We start from the raw sequence: 20,093 nt of genomic DNA on the forward strand, positions 1-20,093 counted from the left end.
TTTTAAGCTAGCAGACTGTGGTCAAAACGCACTATGGCTGCTTGAGCTTGCGCAGCAGCAGGCCATTAGTGGTGCCCTGTACCAGCAGGCTGAACAGTACCACCCCGAACACCATGGACTGTATGGTCCACCAATACGGCAACTCGGTCGGCAGCGACAACACCAGGGCAATGGCGATGGCCCCTCTGAGCCCGCCCCATACCAGCAACCCTTGCCAGGCCAGACTCAGCGGCATCACCGGTTTGAGCAACAGGGCGCAACCGCCGACCGCCAGCAGGCGTCCGGCTAAGGCCGCGAGAATGGCCACGACCATCGCCAGCCAGCGCTCGGTGAACATCTCCAGGGTGATCACCAGCCCCATGATCACGAACAGCACGCTGGTAAAAGTCAGCCCCAGCCAGGCCCAGCCGTGGTTGAGTGATTCCAGGCTCAATGGGGGTGTTCGCTCAAGTTGCCACCTGAGCACCATGGTGCTGGCCATTACCGCCAGGATGCCAGACAGGTGCAGCCAGTGTTCGGCCAGATAGAAACTGGCAAAGGCCAGGGTCACCATGGCCATCATGGTGACGTCGCTACGGTTGAGGAAACGGCAGGCGATGGCGGTGAGCCAACCCAGCAGTGCCCCCAAGCCTAAGCCGCCAAAAAACACCTTTAGAAAGTCGAGCAGATCGGCGCCACCAACACTGCCGCCTTGGCGCAGGGCAAAGCCCAGAAACAGGCTAAATAGCACTACTGCGCTGGCGTCATTAAACAGGCTCTCGCCTTCGAACAGGGTGGTCAGTTCTTCCGGGGCCTGTTGACGCCTTAACTGGCTGATGACCGCAACCGGGTCGGTGGCCGCCAGAATGGCGCCGGTAAGCAGCGCCGCCAGCCAGGGAAAGCCTTGAGGATGGCCCAGCCCCCAGTACGTCAGCGCGCCAATGACCAGCAGGTTGATCAGCACGCCCAGGGTGGCCAGGGTGAGAATGGGCGTCAGCCAGCGTCGCAAGGACTCGGGTTTCAGGTGCCAGGCGGCCTCGAAAATCAGCACCGGCAACACGATAAAGAACACCAAATCCTTGAGATTGTGGGCCCTTATTCCGGTATCGAAGGAGAAAATGCCCACACTTTGGCCGGCGACAAAGCCCACGAGCAGGCACGCCAGGGTAGACTCCAGCCGCCAGGCCTTGGCGATGATCAATCCGATCAGAGCCAGGGTGACCAGCAGTAACACCTGCCCTAAGGTGGTCAGCATAAGTCTCTCTCGCCGAGTTGGGTCTTCCTCTTAAGTTAGACCACCTCAGCGAAATGCCTAGGGCCACCTGTGATATCAGGGCAGGATGACGGCACCGGCGCCGTGGAATCGGTGTCAGCCCCGGGTTTGTCGACCAACAGTCTGCGAGGCAGCCCTGCCCCTCAATCCAGGGTCAGCGCTGGGGTTTGCCGGCGTCACGTTTGGCCTTAGGAACGTAATTAAGGATCGACACCGGCACCGCTTTTCTGGGGGCAAAGCCGTCTACTTCCCGGCGTTCAATCAGGTGGTTGAGACGGCTTTCAATCATGCACAGGTTCTTAAAGTCGTCCTTGGATACCAACGAGACCGCTTCACCGCTGGCGCCGGCGCGGCCGGTTCGACCAATGCGATGCACGTATTCATCGGCCGGGAACGGCAGGTCATAGTTGACCACTCGCTCCAGGCTGTCGATGTCGATGCCACGGGCGGCGACGCCGGTGGCTACCAGGTAGCGAATCTTACCGGCTTTGAAGTCCGCCAAAATCTGCTCTCGTACTGCCTGGGTGCGGCTACTGTGGATGCACTCGGCGTCAATGCCGCGCTTGGCCAATTGGCTCACCAGTTTGGCGGCGCCGTGCTTGGTTTCGATAAAGATCAGAGCCTGGTTCCAGGGCGTGGTCTGTATCAGGTGGCTGAGCAGCGCCGATTTTTTGTCCTTGTCCACCGTGGTCAGCCATTGGCTGATGCTGGCTTTGCTGGCCTGACTGGCGGCGATGCTGATCTCCACCGCATCGACGACGGCGCTTTTTGCCAGCGCCCGTACCTTGTTAGACAGGGTGGCGGAAAACAGCAGCGATTGTCGCTGGGGCGGCAGCTTGGTAACAATGTCGTTGATGTCATCGATAAAGCCCATGTCGAGCATCTTGTCGGCTTCATCCAGTACCAGCACTTCCACTTCATCGAAATGAATGGCGCGGCGGCTGTACATGTCTAGCAGCCGCCCCGGGGTGGCCACCAGCACGTCGACGCCGTCCAGCAGGGCTTGACGCTGCGGCTGAATGTCGACACCGCCGTACATGGCCATGCAGGTTAGCGGCAGATGAGCAGCGTAGCGTTCAACACTCTCGGCCACCTGAACCACCAACTCGCGGGTCGGTGCGATGATCAGCGCCCGTACCCGCTTCTTGCGTCCCCGACTGCCCTGGCTCAGCTGCTGCAGAATCGGTAGCACGAAACTGGCGGTTTTGCCGGTGCCGGTTTGCGCGGCGGCAATCAGGTTATCGCCCCGCAGCACCACGGGAATCGCTTTTTGCTGAATCGAGGTGGGTTGCTGGTAGCCGGCATCGGTGACGGCGTTCACAAGGGGGACGGATAATCCTAGGCGGGAGAATGACATCGGTGGTCTCGGTTATCAAAGAAACGGTTCGGTCGAGCGCTTGACGATAGCGGCGACGTTATTGGCCGGGAAGTATACCAGAGGCCGCGATGGCAACAAGCCGGAGTCCATCCCGCTATTTGGCTTCGGCTGTGGACTTACCCTGTTGGTGGCTGTCGATCAGGCGGGCTGCCACTATCAGGTACAGTCCGGCCAGGCCAATCTGACCGATTCTGGCATAAAAACTGACGCTCAGCGTTTTATCACCACTGGCAAGCACCGAGCCCAGGACTACCAGCAGCGCGGAAAATACCGCGGCATAGAGCGGCGCCTTTGTCGGATTTGAATAAATGTACTGAAAAAACACGGACGCCAACAGCGCCAGCACTGCCAGCATCAACGGAAACCACGGCGCGGTCACCAGCAGTTCGTACACCAACACCGCTAGCAGACCCCCTACTAGGTTGGTGATCAGTAAAAACTGGCTTAACTTGACGCTGCCCGCTTTAGTCAGTTGCAGCGACAGTATGCCGATGAAAGCCATGGTCAACAGTGCGCCACTGACCTGGAAGTAGTAGAAGTAAGCAATGACCGGAAGGCTGACGAACAGGGCCTTGCTGGCATTGGCACTTCGAACCTCGCGGGATGCCACCTCAGGGCTTGCCTCCGATTGCGGTTGGCATGCAGGAAACAACTGATACATCAGCCAATAGAGAGTCACAGCGCCGACACCGGATAGCATCAACCCCTTTGCTAACACCAGCGGCAGGGCCGAGTCTATCAGCCCGACGTAGGGGATCAGCAAGATGGCTACCATCAGGATCAAGGCAAAGAAGTTACAATCCGGGCTCTGAAACAGGTAGTAGGCCCAAAACATCACCAGGGCGATCAGCACTAGCAGGATCAGCGGATAATGGGTTAGGCCCCGGGTGACCGCCAGCGCCACCAATACCGTGGCGGTCATGGCCCAGAACAGCTGTTTGATTGTGTCTCGGCCGGGATTAGGCCGGTCGGCAAAAAACTTGGCCAGGAACACCGGCAGGGTGTAGGCCAGCGGCCAGTTCAGTCCATAGCCGATGGCGATGGCCAGCGTCAGCCCCAGGGTATACCTGAGCACCGGATCCTGTCGCCGGACTGGAGTGCAGTTAGCGAGCATAGGACAACCAGCTCAGCAGTCGAATCCAGAACTGGCCCCAGACGTTCATCAGCGAGTCATCGTCGGTGTAGACCATCACATCGGCCTGGCCTCCTACCCTCAGCAGCCCGGGGGGCAACGGTTGGTCGAAACGAATCATCACCGGAAATCGCTGGCTTTGCCTCAGCCAACCGCTTTGATTATCGACGGTAGCCAGTTGGCCACTCGGCTGAGCGCCCTGCCAGTTGACGCCGTAATCGATGCTGGCAACCCGGCCCCGAAACACGCGGCCCGGGGCGTTATCCAGGGCGATCTCAACCGAGTCATTTGCGCGAATATTGCCGAGGCTGTTCTCGCGAAAATAGGCTTCTACCCAGCTGTCTTCGCCGGAGACAAAGGTCATCAGCGGCTGCCCCTTGTTTGCGTAAACGCCGGCGTCCAGACGAAAATTAGAGACGCCGCCCATCGCCGGAGCTCGCAACACCGTGCGGCTCAGATCCAGCTGCGCTTGTTGCAGTTGCAGTAGCGCCGATTGAATCTCGCTATTCTGCTGGCCACGCTTTCCCAGTTGTTTGCGGGCTTGTTCCAGCCCGGAGCGGGCCGTCTGCACCCGTGCGTTGGCATGCGCAATGGCGGCGCGGGTCTTATCGGCGTCGGCCAGAGTTACGATGCCCTGCTCTGCCATGGCCAATACTCGGCGAGCCTGGCGGTCGATGTTGTCCTGATTGATCAGCGCATCCGTCAGCGCCACCTGCGCCGCTTGTACCGACGCGGTGTGAATGCCAACCTGCTTGCCGGCTTGTTCCAGCCCTTGCTCGGCTTGTTTCACCGCGATTTGGTAGTCGGTGGGGTCGATACGGACCAGGGGGGCTCCCTGCTCTACCCGGTCATTGGGGTGCACGTTAACCTCCACCACCGGCCCGGAAACCAGAGGGGTGATGGGAATGACGTTGCCTCTTACTCGCGCCATGTCGGTGCTGGGGATGATCCGATCGGCTATCAGTAACAACATCAACAGGCCAAGACATAGGCAGAGCAGCTTGCGGGTAACGGTGGAGGCAGAGGTCGCGTCATCGGTCACCGGCGCCTTGTCAGCGGCCAGCGGCTCCACGGTCGCGCCAGAGTCCCTGTGCACGTTGCTTAACTCAGGCTTGTTGTTGCTCATTGCCACCTCGCTGGCTGTTAGTTCACCTCTTTATCGAGGCCAAAATAGCCGAGGAGTGTAGCCTGGACACACAGAGAAAATTTACCATTTTGCGCCACCGGCGGCCAAAGCGTTCCACACCGTCATGGGCTGGGTAACTGCCGGTGATGGCGTTAAATGGTAAATTCGAGCTGATGCTTTTTCGTACATTACTGGCCTCACACATCGAGATTACAGAGAGGTCTTAATGAAAGTTGCCTGGGCAAAAATCAAACAGTTTCTACTGACTCCGTATGGAAAGGCGTACTTGGTATTCATCACTCTGACCAAGTTGTACCTGGTCTACCGCTGGGCGATGGATTACGTAAAACGCTGGGGCAGCGACCTGTTTGAGATGATCGGCGCCCCCGCTTCACTGGGCGAAGAGGTGAGCGCCCTGAGTTTCACCGCCCTGTGCCTGTACTACACCGTCAAGGCCATCATCGGCATCTTTCGAGGCCCGGCCAAACCGGTTGAGCAGCCTATCCAGGCTTAACCGCAAATACTGCAGGGACGCAGTCCTCCTTTGGTTATACTGTCTTAAGTTAGCCCTGCCTACGGAGCCTAAGGCATGCCCCACGGCCAATTGGTCCCCCTGATTAAAACCGTCCACGCCGAAACCCTGGTTGAATTGCTTAAGCACTTTGAGGGCGACATCTACCCGTTGCTTGCAGCCGCCGGGTTGCCGGAAGATCTGCTTAACAGTGGCCACGAATACGTTCCCGAGGGGCCAGTACGCAACCTGCTTGCCATGATGGCCGAGCGGGCCGAACCCGAGTATTACGGCAGTCTGTTGCGTTCCACCATTCGAGAGTATTTTATCCCCAGGCTGCTGAGGTACCTGAATGCGCCCGCCAACGTTGGAGAGGCGCTGCGGCAGTTACAGACTGCGGTATTGCATGATTCCTCGGTCGCCAAGGTCAGCATCCTTTACTTCAACCACACGCCATGGTGCTGCCGCTACAAGGCCGGCGAGTTGACCTCCAGCTTCTTGTGGGGCGAGATCTTTGCCATCCTGTTTATCATCGAATTTGTTCGAGTCATCGCCGATCGTCACTGGCATCCGGGCTGCGTCACCCTCCAGTCACCCAATGCCGACAAATTGGTGGCGCTGTTGGAAGACCCGACTGTGGTGGTGTATACCCGTCGCCAACAAGCTGGCGTTGAGTTGTCCGAGTCTCTTATGACCCTGCCGGTACGCTTGCCTTCGCGACTGATGGTAGTTGGCCAGCAGCCACAGCAGCCTGGTCAACGGAGCTTTGTGGAAACCCTGTATCTTGCACTGGCGCCCTACCTGTCGACTCAGAGTCTGTCGATAGAGCGCGCCGCCGAGTTGCTGGGAACCAGCCCTCGAACCCTGCAGCGTCGGTTGGCCGCCGAGGACACCAGTTTTCGCTGTGTTCGAGAAAACCTGATGCTGGCCACCGCCTGCCAGTTGATGGAAAGCAAGAGTTACTCGTTAACCGATGTTGCCACCGAACTGGGTTATTCCGACCTCGCCCATTTTTCCCGTGCCTTTAAGAAGCTCACCGGCTTTCCGCCCCGCGATTACCGGCGTCGTTTCCTGCAGTCGTAACTAACCGAAGATAAAAAAACCGCCCGGAATGGGCGGTTTGTCGCAATGAAACCGGGCTTTATCTTTGGCGGTTGTCCTTGACGACCTCGCCGCCTTTCATGACCAGTTTAATGTTGTCTGGGTTAGCAAGGATGTCGAGGTCGTGCAGCGGGTTGCCCTCGACGAACAGCAGATCGGCCCAGGCGCCTCGACGCAGGACGCCGATGTCGCCCTCCGGGTAAGGGTCCAGCAGTCCGGAGAGTTTCAGCAGTTCGCCGGCATCGGAAGTGGCTTGCTTTAAGCCGCGGAAGGAGCCGAAATATTTTTTACGGGCTGCCAGTTCCAGGTTCTGTTTGGCGTGCACCTCGGGTGTGCCAACCAGGTCGGTGCCAAAGGCGCACTTCAAGCCGTATTTCTCCACCAACTCGGCCTGTTGCAGCAGCCCTTTGCCGACCCGCTCGGTTTTCTGGTACAGAATTTCGCTGCCCAGGGGGATCTGACGGTTGGCAATCAACTCGGCGGTGGCGTATTGAGGCACCACCCAGACCTGGTTATCCAGGCATTGCCGGGCGATGTCGTCGTCCATGAAGGTGGCGTGTTCCAGGCATTGAATTCCCTCCTCGATGGCAATCTTCATGGCCGGAGCGGCGTGAATATGACTGCAGACGTAGGAGCCGTAGTTGGCCACGGTCTCAACGATGGCCCGAAGCTCCTCCCGGGTGTACTGGATGGTGTCGAGGGGATCGAACAAGGATGACGCGCCGCCGCCGCCAAACACCTTAATCTGAGACGCGCCCATGAAGATTTGATCCCGGGTACGCTTCAGGCACTGGGGCACGCCGTCGGCCAAAATCAGGTGGCCCTGGCGCATGAAGCTTGAGTCTTCAATGCCCTGGGAGAAATCCGATCGTTGTGCCCGGTTTTGGCGGTAGTCCGCATGACCGCAGGTTTGGGAAATGGCGCCGTAACTGGCGTAGATTCGAGGGCCGGGCACGTAACCATTATCGATGCTTTGCTTTAAGCCATAACAGTTACTGCCAACATCCCGAACCGTGGTGAAGCCCCGCTCGAGCATCTGGCGGGCAATCACCGTGGATCGGACCGCTAACTCCTCGGCGGTCATGCGGTCCATGGCGTCGAAACTGTCGGAAAACGCGATATGAGTGTGGGCATCTATCAGCCCGGGGATCACGGTATAGCCGCTGGCATCGATGATGCCATCGGCCTCGTTAACGGCAGCGGCCCCGTCGCTCACCGAGGTGATCACGCCCTGCTCGACCATAAGCATTTGGTTCGGACGGATGGAATCCTTGATGCCATCAAATAAAGACGCGTTTTTAATCAGTAATTTCATCGTTAGTCTCCTGTCGACAAGGGGCCGCAGTTTCACCGTGCAAATGAGTCAGTTCTGTTTCAAAGGCTCGAAGGATTGCGGCTGCGGTGGCGTCAATGTCGTCTGCGCTGGTGTGGCAACTAAGCACGGAGAACAACATGGTCTTCAGGCCTTTGTAACCGGATGTCGACGGGTAGCAGAACCCCTCCTGCTGAAGGCGATGCACCACCCGTTCGGTGAGGCGATTACGATAGGCGTCATCCCCGGTGCCGAACTGGGCCGAGAACCGGTTGCTGACGACGTCGTTGAGGATGGTGATGCCTTCGACCTGGGACAGGGTGCCGGCCAGCCGTTGCGCCAAGGCGCAGCAGTGGTCGAGGTGATCTTCAATCCCTTTTTTGCCCAAGGCCTTGATGGCGGCATAGACAGGCACACCTCGAGCGCGCCGTGAAGCCGAAATGCCAAAGTTGATGGCATTCCGGTCCGGCTTGGCGATGGCGTCGCTGAGGTAATCGCCCATGCTGTTGCCGCCCATGGCCTTGGCCAGCAACCGGGCGTCACGGACGATAACCATGCCGCTGTCATAAGGCATGTTGAACCACTTGTGACCATCGGTATCCCAGGAGTCCGCCAGTTCAATGCCCTTGAGCAGATGGCGCTGACGATCGCTGACGGCAGACCACAGGCCAATGGCGCCGTCCACATGCAACCAGGCGTTGGGGTGTTGCTTCACCTGTAACGCCAACTCTTCGAAGGGATCAAAGGCACCGGAGTCGATGCACCCCGCCTGGGCGCACACTAAGGTCGGGCCCTCGCACTGTGACAGGACCTCGGCGATGCCGTCGGAAATAATGCGAAGGTTTGAGTCGGTTGGCAGGGTTTTAATCTGCTCAATCCCTACCCCGATCATCGACAGCGCCCGTTTGATGGTGGAGTGAATCTGATCACTGGCCACGACGTTGATTCTAGGGGCGTTGTACAGGCCTCGTGTCGCGACGTCCCAACCGGCATTGCTCAGCAGGCTGTTGCGGGCGGTTATGAGCGCGGTATAGATCGCTTCCTGAGCACCGGAGACAAAGCCGACGCCGGCGGATTTCGGTAACCCTAGCAACTCCAGCATCCACTCGGCGGCGGTTTCTTCAACCACCGAGGTACCGGGACTGGCAACGTAATAGGGAACATTCTGGTCCCAGGCACTCACCAGCCAGTCGGCGGCCAATGCGACCGGGAATGCCCCGCCGATGGCATAGCCAAAAAAGCGTGGCCCGCCGGAGCCGATAAGGCCGGGTTCGACGTTGCTAACCAACTCCTGCAGCACCTGGTCGGGATCGCTGGGTTGTTGTGGCAAGTTGCCACCGATGCGAAGCCGCAAGGCGTCGGCACTGATCTGCGTATCGACGGGCCGATCCGGTAGGGATTCCAGGTAGGCGGCCGCATGGGTGAGCGACTGGTTCAATAGCGGGCGGTAATGGCTGAACTTGTGTGACATGGTGTCCTCTTCTGGGTAATGGCATCTGCTGCCATAAAGTAGAGATCTCCCTGCTAAAAAGTTGCCATTTCACGCCAGGGCGGTACATCGACAGGTCGAAGGGAGGGATGGCAGCCGTGGCGGCAACGCTCTCGGCTACGGATGGATAGATTTCCCCTGAAACCCCATTTTGCATGAGCTGAATTAATCCGAGCCTCGCGAAGTTTCAGTGTCTTAAGCCGGGTCGGTTTGCCACAATTCTGGCCCTGACTTTCTGACCTCGGCGGCTTTGACATGACTGAGATGCAACTGATTTCTGCCCTGTGGCTGGTGGGCGTATTAACCGAAGCCATTACCGGTGCACTGGCGGCCGGACGCCGTCGCATGGACCTGTTCGGTGTGGTGATGGTGGGCTGTGCCACCGCCATTGGCGGCGGCACGGTGCGAGATGTGTTGCTGGGCAGTTATCCGCTGATCTGGGTGGAGCATGTGGAGTACCTGGTGGCCATTGCCGCCACGTCGCTGCTGACGGTCGCATTTGCTCCCATCATGCGCTATCTGACCAAGTTGTTTCTGACCCTGGACGCCATTGGCCTGACGGTGTTTTCCGTCATCGGCGCCCAGAAAGCACTGACACTGGGTTTTAACCCGCTGATCGCCGTGGTGGCGGGCGTGGTCACCGGGGTGTTTGGCGGCATCATCCGCGACCTGTTTTGCCAGCAGATTCCGCTGGTGTTCAGGAAGGAGTTGTATGCGGTCGTGTCGATCATCACCGCCGGTCTGTATGTGGTGTTGACCCTGGCCGAGGTTCAACCCGGATTGGTTCTGGCGCTGTGCCTGCCGTTTGGTTTTGGCTTACGGTTGTTGGCGCTCAAATTCAACTGGTCAATGCCGACGTTTGACTATCAGGAACAATCCATTCACTGATTCTTTCCGTTTCCCCAAGGCCGGCACATTCCGGGCCGGCCTGTTTAACAAAAGCGAACTCTCTGCCAATGAAAAAGACTCTGGCTTCCGCTCTGGTGCTGGCCCTGTCCGGCTGTGCCTCCTCGACCCTCACCTACACCCAGCCCGAATTGGCGCCGGTTACCAACCAGGTCGTCATCGATCAACCGTTTGATCAGGTCTGGGATCGGTTGGTGCGCAATCTGGCATCGGACTTTTTTGTCATCAACAACATCGAGAAGAGTTCACGCATCATCAATGTGTCGTTTTCCACCGCCTCGCCAACCGATTACGTCAGTTGTGGTCATTCGTTACGGCAACTGAATAACGCACAGGGCACACAACTCTTTGAGTACGATCCGGCCGCTTCGACGGCGTTTCCGTTTACCAATGATCATGGGCTATTGTTTCACGCCCAGCGGGCGACCCGACTGGAGGGACGTACCAACATCTATCTGGCGCCAGAAGGCACAGGCACCCTGCTCAGCGTTAACACCAAGTACGTGGTTAAGGTCAATATCGATTACAGCAACAGCAGCAAGCAGTTCCTGCGTCGCGATGACCTGACGTTTGATTTCTCTACCCGGTCGCCGTACCGCGAAGGGGGAGTCAATGGTCTGCAGTGCGCGGCCAACGGCGCGCTGGAGCAACGGGTGATGGATTACGCCCGTTAACCCCGTCAGCCTTGCCCGGCATCGTCTTCGTCGACGGCAACGCTGTGGTTGCGAAACACGTCACAAGGGTCGTAGAGGGCATCGTGATATCGGCCTTCGGTGACCCAATAGAGACTGTGGGCGGGGTCAAACTGGACGCCGCCCCGACGGGGACCCGCTTCGGGGCTAAAATCCAGTTGCCCCGGGGTCTGACCCTCGGCCAGGCCGATGTTCAGTTGTCGTAACTCGGGCTGGCGCTGCGCCACCCGCTCTACCACGCCCATATTGAACTCGGTATGGCCCTTGCCCAGAATCATCACCACCGGCTGGGCTTCTGTCAGATCGGCTCGCATGGCGACAATGGCATCGGCCATGGCCTCGTTGCGAACTAACCAGGTGGTGTACAAACGCTGCAAGCTGTCGTGGTCGGCATGATGACAATGGGCCTGATCCAGTTGTTCCAGCATCAGTTGCCGGTAGGCCTCGGAGTCCAAATCACTTTTCGGTAATAATCGCCGTTCCAGCGTCGTGAGTTGGTCGACGTCGGTGCGGCTCAGACGCAGGCGCAGACCAACATCCAGATCGGCACCAAACACCGGCAGTTGGTACTGGCGTGCCAGCCGCAGCAACGGCGCGTAATACTGCCATTGGGCTTTATGAGTCCAACCGAGGCGCCGCCTCAGTGCCGACTCTTCCCCGCCGTCGTTGTGGCCGACCAATGCAGACTCCTCCTGACCGAGGCTAAAGTCCATGAGCCAACCGGTTTGTTGCTGAAAGAAGAATTCAAATCCCAGGGCCGGCCGAATTCCGGCGTCCAGCAACTGGGTCAGCGCCTGAAGCTGCATCTGATGGTGATGGGGGTTGTCGTGGGTTTCACCCAGGTAGATCACATCGCTGTGGCGCATCTTCTGCAGCAACTGCTGTGGGGTCAGGGGCTGCCCCTGCTGGGTCAGCAGCCGATTGGCGGATGGAGCCGGATTTTCGGGGGCAAAAAAGTCGGCGTCAGTGCCGTTACCACAGCCACTGAGCAGCGGTACCAGCGCCGCCGCGGCCGTCGCACACATCATCCACTTGATCATGGCACCGCCCCTGCCTTGGAGTTGTCTGATTCAGTGTAGGCGATACGCCCCGGCGACGACGGCGGATCAGAAAGGCCGCTGTGAACAGCGGCCTAATCTCGGCGAGGAACAGCGGCTTACAGCCCCAATTTTTCCGCCACGTAATCGGCGTCTTTGTCGCCTCGACCAGACAGGTTGACCAGGATGGTTTGCTCTGGCGACAGCGACTTGGCTTTCTTCATCGCCCAGGCCACGGCGTGGGCGCTTTCCAGGGCGGGAATGATCCCCTCTACCCGCGACAGGGTCATAAAGGCATCCAGGCACTCGTCGTCGGTGACCGACTCGTACTGAACCCGCTCGATGTCTTTCAGGTAGCAGTGCTGTGGCCCAACTCCGGGGTAATCCAGGCCGGAGGCGATCGAGTGAACCGGCAACGGTTCGCCGGCGCTGTCCTGCAGCACGTAACACTTAAAGCCATGCAGCTCTCCCGGTGTGCCCAGGGTCAGGGTAGCGGAGTGCTGATCGGTGTCCAGGCCTTTACCGGCAGGCTCGACCCCAACGATGTTGACGCTGTCGTCCCCCAGGAAGGCAGTAAACAGTCCCATGGCGTTAGAACCACCGCCGACACAGGCGGTAATGAAGTCCGGCAGGCACTGGTGTCGCTCGGTAAACTGCTGGCGTGCTTCGCGGCCGATGATGCTTTGAAAGTCGCGGACCATTTTCGGGAACGGATGCGGACCCACCACTGAGCCAATGGCATAGATGGTGTTCTGAGGATCTTTCAGGTATTCCTCGAAGGCGCTGTCTACGGCGTCTTTCAGGGTGGCGGTACCCCGGGTTACCGGCACCAGGTTGCAGCCCAGAATTTTCATCTTGGTGACATTGGGGTGCTCTTTCTCGATGTCCACCTGACCCATGTGAATTTCACAGGGAATGCCGACCAGGGCGCAGGCGGTTGCCAGCGCCACCCCGTGCTGACCGGCGCCAGTTTCGGCAATCACCTTTTTCTTGCCCATGAATTTGGCCAGCAAGGCTTCACCCAGGCAGTGGTTAATCTTGTGGGCACCGGTGTGATTGAGATCTTCGCGCTTCAAATAGATCTGGGCACCGCCCAGTTGCTCGCTCAGGCGGCTGGCGTGGTAAATGGGGCTGGGGCGGCCGACGTAATCCTGAAACAGCTGCATCAATTGGTTTTGGAAGGCGTCGGTTTGACGAATCTCTTCGTAGGCGAGATCGATCTCCTGCATGACCTGTTGCAGCTCCGGTGGCACGATCTGGCCGCCGTACTCGCCAAAAAAACCGGCCTTATCGGGCATGGGGGCAAATGTGGTCATTGAACTGATCTCCTGTCTACTGCGTTGGGCGTGCGGTTGTCGTCAAGGCATCATCCTGCCTGTTTGAATACAGGCAATATACTGCTGTAACTCAATCTTTCCAATCAAATTGTTGAATTCTGGGACTAAAGTAGCGATTTAACGGGTGTGCATACCCCCCAAAGTCTTCGCTGTAACGAATTCGGTACAGTAAGAGGCGGCGCGGCAACCTATGTGTGCAGTATTGAAAGCGCGCAACGACCTGGAGTAAATGTTCTAGATGGCGTCATTGGCAACATTTTCTGTTGCCTTCTCGGGTTTGATGGTTGATTACACTCATCGGAGCTGTTACAAAAAGAGTTCCACTGACTGAGGTTCAAGGATGATCCATGGTGAACTTACCCCGTTTTTTGACGCTGATCGTTGCGTTTTCCCTGTCTTTTCCTGCTTTAAGCGGCGATCGCAGTAACACCCGCTACCCCATTATGATGGTGCACGGCATCTTTGGCTTCGATTCGCTGCTGGGGGTGGATTACTTCTATGGTGTGCCGGAGTTTTTGTCTGAGGACGGTGCCACCGTGTTCTTAACCGCGGTGTCGGCGGCCAACGCCACCGAAGTGCGGGGGGAACAACTGATTGCCGAAGTCGAAGCGGTCTTGGCCCTGACCGGAGCCGATAAGGTCAACCTGATCGGCCACAGCCACGGTGGCCCAACGGTCCGTTACGTTGCCTCGGTCGCCCCTCACCTGGTGGCCTCGGTAACCTCGGTGGGCGGGGTTAACTGGGGATCGCCCGTGGCCGATGCACTGCGGGATGCCATTGAGCCTGGCTCGGTTACCGAGTCAGTGGCGGCTGCCGCGGCCAACGCCCTGGCCAACCTGATTGAGCTACTGTCCGGCAGCAGTCACAGACCAACGGACGCTTTGGCGGCCACCGAGTCGCTCACCACTGCGGGCACCCTGGCGTTTAACCAGCGTTACCCCGAAGGCGTGCCCCAGCATTACTGTGGCGACGGCGAGCCGGTCGCCGCCAATGGCGTGCATTACTTTTCCTGGAGCGGCGACGTCAGTTACACCAACGTGTTTGATCCGGTGGACCCGTTCCTGGCTGTCACCAGCCTGATCATCGACGATGCCAATGACGGCTTGGTGTCCGCCTGCAGTTCGCACCTGGGTCTGGTGTTGAATGACAGCTATCGCATGAACCATCTGGATGAGATCAATCAGAGCTTTGGCCTGACACACTTCTGGGAAACAGATCCTAAGCGGGTCTACCGCGACCACGCCCGCCGATTAAAGTCATTAGGGTTGTAACGGATGCCGTGGTGGCGAATCAGCGGGCTACTGGCGATGTCGGTGGCACTGGCGTCAACGACCTGGCTAGGTGACAATCCGGCCAGTGCCAAGGTTGGCTCCCCTACCCCGGCTGCAGCCTTGGCGCCAATGGCGATGGACAGGGCCACTGGATTCAGTGACAGGACGGTGCTGGCGCGATTTGATGACCTGATGCACCAGTGGCACGGGCTCGATCAGGCCGAGCTACTGCAGCAGTTGCAATTGCAATTGGCGGCCTTACCCGTGGCATCGCGCCAGGCTGTGCTGGCGCTGTTCCAACGCTACCTGGCCTACAAACAAGCGCTGGCCAGCATCGAAGCCACCACCTTTGACACCGGCCTCGACCCCGAGAGCCTGGCTCGGCAACTGGATGAGATCGAGGCATTGCAGCTGGCGTTTTTCAGTGCCGATGAAGTGGCGCGGTTGTTTGATGAGCAGCGCCAGCGCGACCAGGCGGCGTTGGCGCGGTTAAGGTTACGGCAGGATGATCAGCTCACCGAGGTCGAGCGGCAGCGGTTATTGGCTGAGAACCTGGCGTCACAGCCCGAGGCGGTGCGCCGCGCCTTGGCGCCAACCCTGTCGCTACGGCAGCTTCAATCCGGCCAAGGCATCGAGTCGCTGCCAGCGGCGGTTCAGCAGCGATTGAGCCAACAGCGGCTACAGCAACAACACTGGCGTCAACGCGCCAGTACCACCCTGGCACAGTTGCGCGCCATTAGCGCCGATGCCAACTTGAGTCCCCAGCAGCAGCAACAGGCCAGCGACGCGGTGCTGGCCCAATACAGCCCTGACGAGCGCAAACGGCTGTCGGTCTACCTTCGCCACGGCCTGAATCAATGAAAAATTTCATAGAATCAACACCCTTGTGGTTAATTAGCCGACAATCCCGCCGCTATTTCCAGCGGTTCGCCGCAAAATCCCCATTCGTCGTTTGAGCCCTTGGCGTAAGCTGTTAGAATCATCGGTTATTCATTTCTTTTGACTGATAAACAGAGCTGATCCTCATGGGAAGAAGTTTCGAAGTCCGCAAATTATCTATGGCCAAAACGGCTGCGGCAAAGACCAAGGTGTACTCCAAGTACGGTAAAGAGATCTACGTGTGTGCTAAAAACGGCAGCCCGGATCCGGAAACCAACCTGTCTCTGCGTCGCCTGATCGAAAAAGCGAAGAAAGATCAGGTTCCTGCTCACGTTATTGACAAGGCCATCGACAAAGCCAAAGGCGGCGCCGGTGAAGATTACTCCCCTGCCCGCTACGAAGGTTTCGGCCCTGGCGGTTGCATGGTGATCGTTGACTGTCTGACCGACAACGGCAACCGGACCTTCACCGAGGTGCGTCAGTGCTTCGTGAAAACCGACTCCAAGCTGGGTGCGCCGGGTGCGGTTGCCCACATGTTCGATCACCAGGCTGTGTTTGCTTTCGCCGGCGACGACGAAGACGCGGTATTGGAAGTGCTGATGATGGCGGATATCGACGTCACCGACGTCGAGTGTGAAGACGGCGTCATCACCGTGTTTGCGCCTCACACCGAGTTCTTCAAGGTCAAGACCGCCCTCAACGAAGCCTACCCTGATGTGAGCTTCAGCGCCGAAGAGATCACCTTCATTCCACAGACTTACGTCAATGTGGAAGGTGACGACGTGGCAACCTTTGAGAAGTTCATGGCAATGCTGGAAGACTGCGATGACGTTCAGGAAGTCTACCACAACGTGGAAAACCTCTGATTAGACGCTGTCATCAAATGAAACCCGGCCCATTGGTCGGGTTTTTTATTGCCCATGACAGCCGTGGCCGCGGCTTTACAGCCCGGTCTAAACACGTATGCTGTATCCTTTTTGCTGTTTGAGGCTGTTATGGACCTCTCCTGTTTTGTCTGCGAGCTGACTCAGGCGCGCGCCGTCAGCCACACTCAGTTGCTGCAGAAGCTGTGGAGTGATTACGGCGGACTCTATCGCCTGCATCTGCAAGCCGGTAGCGCCACCTCGGTGATCGCCAAGTGCATCGACCTGCGCCCGCCAACGACCCACCCCAGAGGATGGCAAGGCCAGGTGGGCCATCAACGAAAGCAGCGCTCCTATCAAGTGGAGCTGAACTGGTATCGTGATTATGCCAGTGTCACATCGTCACGGTGTCGGGTGCCGGCCTATCTCGGCCATCACCGCAATGGCGAACAACTGATTGTGGTCATGGAGGATCTGCAAGCGGCTGGCTTTGAACCACTGGAGCCGCAAGTCACCGACGCGCATCTGCAGACAACGGTGCGTTGGCTGGCGGAGTTTCACGCCCGCTTTATGGCCGATCCTGGCGCTGGTCTGTGGTCCAGTGGCTGTTACTGGCACCTGGCAACCCGTCAGCAGGAGTTGGCCGCCATGGCCGACGGTCCGCTTAAGCGCGCCGCCTCGGCGCTGGATGACGCACTGGAGCACTGCCGTTATCAGACCCTGGTGCATGGCGATGCCAAGACCGCCAACTTCCTGGTACACCCCAGCACAGGCACCATTGCGGCGGTGGACTTTCAATACGTGGGCAAAGGCGTCGGGGTCAGAGATCTGGCCTACCTGCTGGGCAGCGCTCTGGATGATCAGGCGTTACTCGCCAGCGGTGACCGCTGGCTACGGCACTATTTGGACTGCCTCAGCACTGCCCTGCAACAGCGTCACCAATGGTCGGCCACGGCCACAACAGATCTGTGCCGCCAGTGGCAGCAACTGTACCCCCTGGCCTGGGCCGATTTTGAACGGTTTTTGCAGGGCTGGAGTCCTGGTCACTGGAAGTTGGGCCGTTACAGTGCCCGCCAAACCGAACGGGCGCTGTCGCAATTGGGCTAAAATGTCGGTTTTGGCGCGAATAATGTCAGAAATGACTCCTGAGGTCGGCAACGATAGCGGCGATACTGGCTGTCAATGGCACAACAATCAGGACAATTCCCATGACCCATACCGCTCTCATCGTTATCGACCTTCAAAACGACTACTTTGCCGGCGGCGCCTATCCGCAATGGCAGGCGCAACCGGTAACCGAGCGCATCCTCGGCGTCATCGAACAGGCCAGACAGCGGCAGATGCCGGTGTTTCTGGTGCAGCACCTTGCCGACGTGTCGGCAAGCAAAGCGCCGTTTTTCAACCCCGGCAGCCAGGGGGCACAGATTCACCCCTCGGTGTTGCAGGCCGCTGCGGGGGCCGAAGTGGTGGTAAAAGGCTTTGCCGATTGCTTTGAAGGCACCAACCTGGATGCACTGCTGCAACGCGCCGGGGTAGACCGTATCCTGCTGTGCGGAATGATGACCCACAACTGCGTCACCTACACCGCCCTGTCCAAGGCGGCGGAGCGCTACCAGCCGGTGGTGTTGGCCGACTGCACCAGTTCGGTGGATGAGATGATTCAACAGATTGCCCTGCATGCCTTGTCTTCACGGGTGCCGGTACTCAGTGCCGAGCAGGCGCTGGCATAAAAAAAGGAGCCCATGGGCTCCTTTTTTACGGTTGTTAAGGCTACACCTTAAACTGATTCAACAACTGATCTTGTTGATTCACCGTTTCTAACTGCTCGGTCATCGCCATGCTGGCGTCCTGGGCGGCTTCCGATACCTGCTGAGACAACTCTTTGATGTTGAGAGTGCTCTTGTTGATGTCTTCCGCCACCAGGCTTTGCTCCTCGGCGGCAGAGGCGATCTGCAGGTTCATGTCGGTGATGCGTTTGATGGCATCACGAATGCGTTGCAGCGCCTGGCTGGAAGTTTCGGAGATCTCCACCGTGGTGGCGGCCACCTCTTTGCTCTGCCCCATTACCGCCACCGCCGAGCGCGAACCGGCGGCAAGCTGGTCGATCATCTCGCGAATCTCCGAAGTCGACTGCTGGGTGCGACTGGCCAGGGTGCGCACTTCGTCGGCCACCACCGCGAAACCACGGCCCTGTTCGCCGGCCCGGGCCGCTTCGATGGCGGCGTTCAGCGCCAGCAGGTTGGTTTGATCGGCGATGTCGTTGATCACCGCCAGGATCGACTCGATGTTGCTGGTGGCGTTGGACACTTCCCGAACGACTTCGACGGCATGATCGATCTGGCCGCTCAACTCTTCAATGGCCGAAGCGGTGCGGTCAACGGTGGTGACCCCCTCCTCCACCGAGGTGTCGGCTTCCTGCACCGCTGCGGATGCGCCTTGAGCATTACGGGCCACCTCCATGGAGGTCGAGGCCATCTCGTTCATGGCGGTCGCCAGTTGTTCCAACTCTTCCAACTGCTTGGCCATGGCCTGAGTGCTTTGCTGGGACCCTTCGGCGGTAAGGCGAGTGCCCTCGGAGATGGTTTCGGCCAGCAATTTTACCTTGGAAATCATTGCCCGCAGTTTGCTGCTGAAACCATTGAAACTCCCGGCCAGCGACGCGAACTCGGCGTCGGTGTTGGTGTCCATGGTCTGGGTCAGGTCGCCATCACCACTGGCGATGTCTTCCATGGCGTCATTAATGGCTTGCAGCGGTGTCATCAGGCGGCTGATGAGCACAGTTAACGCCACAATGGCGATGGCCAATGCGATCAGCGAATACAGCAAGGCGTCGTTGCGCAGCGCCGTTTCGGTGGCATGAATGGTTTCTGAGTCCAGGGCCACCCCCAGGGTCCAGCCGATCTGCGGCAACGGCAGGAAGCTCAAGTATTGCTCCCGGCCATCCACCATGGTGGTCTGGCCCTTGCCGCTGAAGCCTATGTCGCTGCCAAACAGCGACTGCGCCGGTTTGCCATGCAGGGCCTTATCCGGGTGGGTAATAAACTGGTTATCCGGGGTCAGCAAAAACGCGTAACCGGCATTAAACAGGTTGACCTTGTTGATGGTTTCGCCCAGTTGCTTCAGGCTGACATCGAGGAACATGGCGCCGACAAAGCGGCCATTTTCCTTCATGGGAATGCCGATGGACACCAGAATCTCCTGGGTCACCGAATCCGGATAGGGGGCAGTAAAAATCACCTTGTCCTGGCGCTTGGCTTCTTGATACCAGGGGCGAGTGCGGGCGTCGTAATCGGCGCTGGCCTGCCAGGCGTCGTCGTTGTCGATGAGGCGACCATCGGACTCGAAGCCCACCCCGGCCAACAGGAAATGCTGCTTAACCACGGACTTGGTAAACACTCGAGTGATGTTGGCATCACTGATGTCATCCTCGATGAGGCTCATGACGTAACGGCCGATGTCGGCCTTATTGGCCATGTTATTTTCGACGGTATCGGCGATGCCGGTGGAGATCTCGGACACGCTGCTCTCTGTCAGGGCAAAGATGCTGTGCTTGGTGGTGAGGTACTGATTGATAGACAGTGCAGACAAAGCTAACAGCAGAATTATGCACGAAGCAAAGACGATTTTTGTCTTAAATTTCATGATTCAGGTTGTCCTTCTGGTATTCCACGGGTAATAAAATGTCACTTTGATTACTCGAGTAGCATGATCTAAAGCAGCCAATACACTGCTCAAATGGGTGCTGCCAACGCTGAACGCCAATGCGAACATCGTTATATTACAATTTGATTTATATATAATTTATTT

General features: G+C 58.2%; 18 protein-coding genes. 9 read left to right on the top strand and 9 right to left on the bottom strand.

All coding sequences use genetic code 11. The features are described 5' to 3' along the window. Positions 1-31: 31 nt before the first annotated feature. The 4 genes from J8Z22_RS11200 to J8Z22_RS11215 form a co-directional block, all read right to left on the bottom strand. Complete coding sequence (locus tag J8Z22_RS11200; protein WP_252010413.1) at positions 32-1,234, bottom strand: sodium:proton antiporter; 1,203 nt, start codon at positions 1,232-1,234, stop codon at positions 32-34. A gap of 172 nt (positions 1,235-1,406) precedes the next feature. Continuing rightward, the gene (locus J8Z22_RS11205; RefSeq protein ID WP_252010414.1) at positions 1,407-2,609 is read right to left on the bottom strand and encodes a DEAD/DEAH box helicase; all 1,203 of its coding nucleotides are present in this window, start codon (positions 2,607-2,609) and stop codon (positions 1,407-1,409) included. Positions 2,610-2,724: 115 nt separating this feature from the next. Beyond that, positions 2,725-3,705 (bottom strand): DUF2955 domain-containing protein, encoded by a 981-nt coding sequence (locus J8Z22_RS11210; protein WP_252010415.1) that lies wholly within the window; start codon positions 3,703-3,705, stop codon positions 2,725-2,727. Positions 3,706-3,733: 28 nt separating this feature from the next. Continuing rightward, the gene (locus tag J8Z22_RS11215) at positions 3,734-4,888 is read right to left on the bottom strand and encodes an HlyD family secretion protein (RefSeq protein ID WP_252010416.1); all 1,155 of its coding nucleotides are present in this window, start codon (positions 4,886-4,888) and stop codon (positions 3,734-3,736) included. A gap of 226 nt (positions 4,889-5,114) precedes the next feature. Between J8Z22_RS11215 and J8Z22_RS11220 the strand changes: the two genes are divergently transcribed. Together J8Z22_RS11220 and J8Z22_RS11225 are read left to right on the top strand one after the other, a co-directional pair. Next, positions 5,115-5,402 carry a hypothetical protein gene (locus tag J8Z22_RS11220; RefSeq protein WP_051252653.1) on the top strand — a complete coding sequence of 96 codons (288 nt, stop codon included), beginning with the start codon at positions 5,115-5,117 and terminating at the stop codon, positions 5,400-5,402. Between the two features lie 75 nt (positions 5,403-5,477). Further along, positions 5,478-6,482, top strand: a complete 1,005-nt coding sequence (locus tag J8Z22_RS11225; RefSeq protein WP_252010417.1) for an AraC family transcriptional regulator — start codon at positions 5,478-5,480, stop codon at positions 6,480-6,482. Between the two features lie 58 nt (positions 6,483-6,540). Here J8Z22_RS11225 and J8Z22_RS11230 read toward each other — a convergent pair whose 3' ends face one another. After that, on the bottom strand, positions 6,541-7,815 hold the full coding sequence (locus J8Z22_RS11230; RefSeq protein WP_252010418.1) for an amidohydrolase family protein: 1,275 nt from the start codon (positions 7,813-7,815) through the stop codon (positions 6,541-6,543). Continuing rightward, complete coding sequence (locus J8Z22_RS11235; protein ID WP_252010419.1) at positions 7,799-9,283, bottom strand: pyridoxal-dependent decarboxylase; 1,485 nt, start codon at positions 9,281-9,283, stop codon at positions 7,799-7,801. The genes J8Z22_RS11230 and J8Z22_RS11235 overlap by 17 nt, the downstream gene beginning before the upstream one ends. A gap of 273 nt (positions 9,284-9,556) precedes the next feature. Between J8Z22_RS11235 and J8Z22_RS11240 the strand changes: the two genes are divergently transcribed. Further along, positions 9,557-10,189: a trimeric intracellular cation channel family protein gene (locus J8Z22_RS11240; protein WP_252010420.1), complete on the top strand. Its 633-nt coding sequence runs from the start codon at positions 9,557-9,559 to the stop codon at positions 10,187-10,189. Between the two features lie 68 nt (positions 10,190-10,257). Next, positions 10,258-10,881, top strand: a complete 624-nt coding sequence (locus J8Z22_RS11245; RefSeq protein ID WP_252010421.1) for a hypothetical protein — start codon at positions 10,258-10,260, stop codon at positions 10,879-10,881. 5 nt (positions 10,882-10,886) lie between these two features. Here J8Z22_RS11245 and J8Z22_RS11250 read toward each other — a convergent pair whose 3' ends face one another. Both J8Z22_RS11250 and trpB read right to left on the bottom strand, forming a co-directional pair. Further along, positions 10,887-11,939, bottom strand: a complete 1,053-nt coding sequence (locus J8Z22_RS11250) for a ChaN family lipoprotein (protein WP_252010422.1) — start codon at positions 11,937-11,939, stop codon at positions 10,887-10,889. Between the two features lie 116 nt (positions 11,940-12,055). Beyond that, positions 12,056-13,252 (bottom strand): tryptophan synthase subunit beta, encoded by a 1,197-nt coding sequence (gene trpB, locus J8Z22_RS11255; RefSeq protein WP_035415794.1) that lies wholly within the window; start codon positions 13,250-13,252, stop codon positions 12,056-12,058. Positions 13,253-13,620: 368 nt separating this feature from the next. On the opposite strand from trpB, the gene J8Z22_RS11260 reads away from it, so the two are divergent. The 5 genes from J8Z22_RS11260 to J8Z22_RS11280 all read left to right on the top strand — a co-directional run bounded on the left by J8Z22_RS11260 (position 13,621) and on the right by J8Z22_RS11280 (position 18,016). Then, positions 13,621-14,544 (top strand): triacylglycerol lipase, encoded by a 924-nt coding sequence (locus J8Z22_RS11260; RefSeq protein ID WP_252010423.1) that lies wholly within the window; start codon positions 13,621-13,623, stop codon positions 14,542-14,544. A 3-nt stretch (positions 14,545-14,547) separates the two neighbouring features. Beyond that, positions 14,548-15,405, top strand: a complete 858-nt coding sequence (locus tag J8Z22_RS11265; RefSeq protein WP_252010424.1) for a lipase chaperone — start codon at positions 14,548-14,550, stop codon at positions 15,403-15,405. Positions 15,406-15,569: 164 nt separating this feature from the next. Next, on the top strand, positions 15,570-16,289 hold the full coding sequence (locus J8Z22_RS11270; RefSeq protein ID WP_028112942.1) for a YebC/PmpR family DNA-binding transcriptional regulator: 720 nt from the start codon (positions 15,570-15,572) through the stop codon (positions 16,287-16,289). Between the two features lie 129 nt (positions 16,290-16,418). After that, positions 16,419-17,393, top strand: coding sequence for an ecdysteroid 22-kinase family protein (locus J8Z22_RS11275; protein ID WP_252010425.1), 975 nt, complete (start codon positions 16,419-16,421; stop codon positions 17,391-17,393). Positions 17,394-17,494: 101 nt separating this feature from the next. Then, positions 17,495-18,016, top strand: coding sequence for a cysteine hydrolase family protein (locus tag J8Z22_RS11280; RefSeq protein WP_252010426.1), 522 nt, complete (start codon positions 17,495-17,497; stop codon positions 18,014-18,016). A 40-nt stretch (positions 18,017-18,056) separates the two neighbouring features. Here the strand turns inward: J8Z22_RS11280 and J8Z22_RS11285 are convergent, their stop codons facing one another. Continuing rightward, a complete protein-coding gene (locus J8Z22_RS11285; RefSeq protein WP_028112939.1) occupies positions 18,057-19,928 on the bottom strand; it encodes a methyl-accepting chemotaxis protein in 1,872 nt (623 codons plus the stop codon). Positions 19,929-20,093: the final 165 nt, after the last annotated feature.

Source organism: Ferrimonas sp. SCSIO 43195 (genome assembly GCF_023716685.1).
Classification (GTDB): Bacteria; Pseudomonadota; Gammaproteobacteria; order Enterobacterales; family Shewanellaceae; genus Ferrimonas; species Ferrimonas kyonanensis.

What these genes read in the sequence shown, in the direction of transcription:
- J8Z22_RS11215 (WP_252010416.1), bottom strand. Translation starts at nt 4,888, where the DNA reads ATGAGCAACAACAAGCCTGAGTTAAGCAACGTGCACAGGGACTCTGGC.
- J8Z22_RS11265 (WP_252010424.1), top strand. Translation starts at nt 14,548, where the DNA reads ATGCCGTGGTGGCGAATCAGCGGGCTACTGGCGATGTCGGTGGCACTG.
- J8Z22_RS11240 (WP_252010420.1), top strand. Translation starts at nt 9,557, where the DNA reads ATGACTGAGATGCAACTGATTTCTGCCCTGTGGCTGGTGGGCGTATTA.
- J8Z22_RS11200 (WP_252010413.1), bottom strand. Translation starts at nt 1,234, where the DNA reads ATGCTGACCACCTTAGGGCAGGTGTTACTGCTGGTCACCCTGGCTCTG.
- J8Z22_RS11275 (WP_252010425.1), top strand. Translation starts at nt 16,419, where the DNA reads ATGGACCTCTCCTGTTTTGTCTGCGAGCTGACTCAGGCGCGCGCCGTC.
- J8Z22_RS11250 (WP_252010422.1), bottom strand. Translation starts at nt 11,939, where the DNA reads ATGATCAAGTGGATGATGTGTGCGACGGCCGCGGCGGCGCTGGTACCG.
- J8Z22_RS11220 (WP_051252653.1), top strand. Translation starts at nt 5,115, where the DNA reads ATGAAAGTTGCCTGGGCAAAAATCAAACAGTTTCTACTGACTCCGTAT.
- J8Z22_RS11225 (WP_252010417.1), top strand. Translation starts at nt 5,478, where the DNA reads ATGCCCCACGGCCAATTGGTCCCCCTGATTAAAACCGTCCACGCCGAA.
- J8Z22_RS11230 (WP_252010418.1), bottom strand. Translation starts at nt 7,815, where the DNA reads ATGAAATTACTGATTAAAAACGCGTCTTTATTTGATGGCATCAAGGAT.
- J8Z22_RS11285 (WP_028112939.1), bottom strand. Translation starts at nt 19,928, where the DNA reads ATGAAATTTAAGACAAAAATCGTCTTTGCTTCGTGCATAATTCTGCTG.
- J8Z22_RS11205 (WP_252010414.1), bottom strand. Translation starts at nt 2,609, where the DNA reads ATGTCATTCTCCCGCCTAGGATTATCCGTCCCCCTTGTGAACGCCGTC.
- J8Z22_RS11245 (WP_252010421.1), top strand. Translation starts at nt 10,258, where the DNA reads ATGAAAAAGACTCTGGCTTCCGCTCTGGTGCTGGCCCTGTCCGGCTGT.
- J8Z22_RS11280 (WP_252010426.1), top strand. Translation starts at nt 17,495, where the DNA reads ATGACCCATACCGCTCTCATCGTTATCGACCTTCAAAACGACTACTTT.
- J8Z22_RS11260 (WP_252010423.1), top strand. Translation starts at nt 13,621, where the DNA reads ATGGTGAACTTACCCCGTTTTTTGACGCTGATCGTTGCGTTTTCCCTG.
- J8Z22_RS11235 (WP_252010419.1), bottom strand. Translation starts at nt 9,283, where the DNA reads ATGTCACACAAGTTCAGCCATTACCGCCCGCTATTGAACCAGTCGCTC.
- trpB (WP_035415794.1), bottom strand. Translation starts at nt 13,252, where the DNA reads ATGACCACATTTGCCCCCATGCCCGATAAGGCCGGTTTTTTTGGCGAG.
- J8Z22_RS11270 (WP_028112942.1), top strand. Translation starts at nt 15,570, where the DNA reads ATGGGAAGAAGTTTCGAAGTCCGCAAATTATCTATGGCCAAAACGGCT.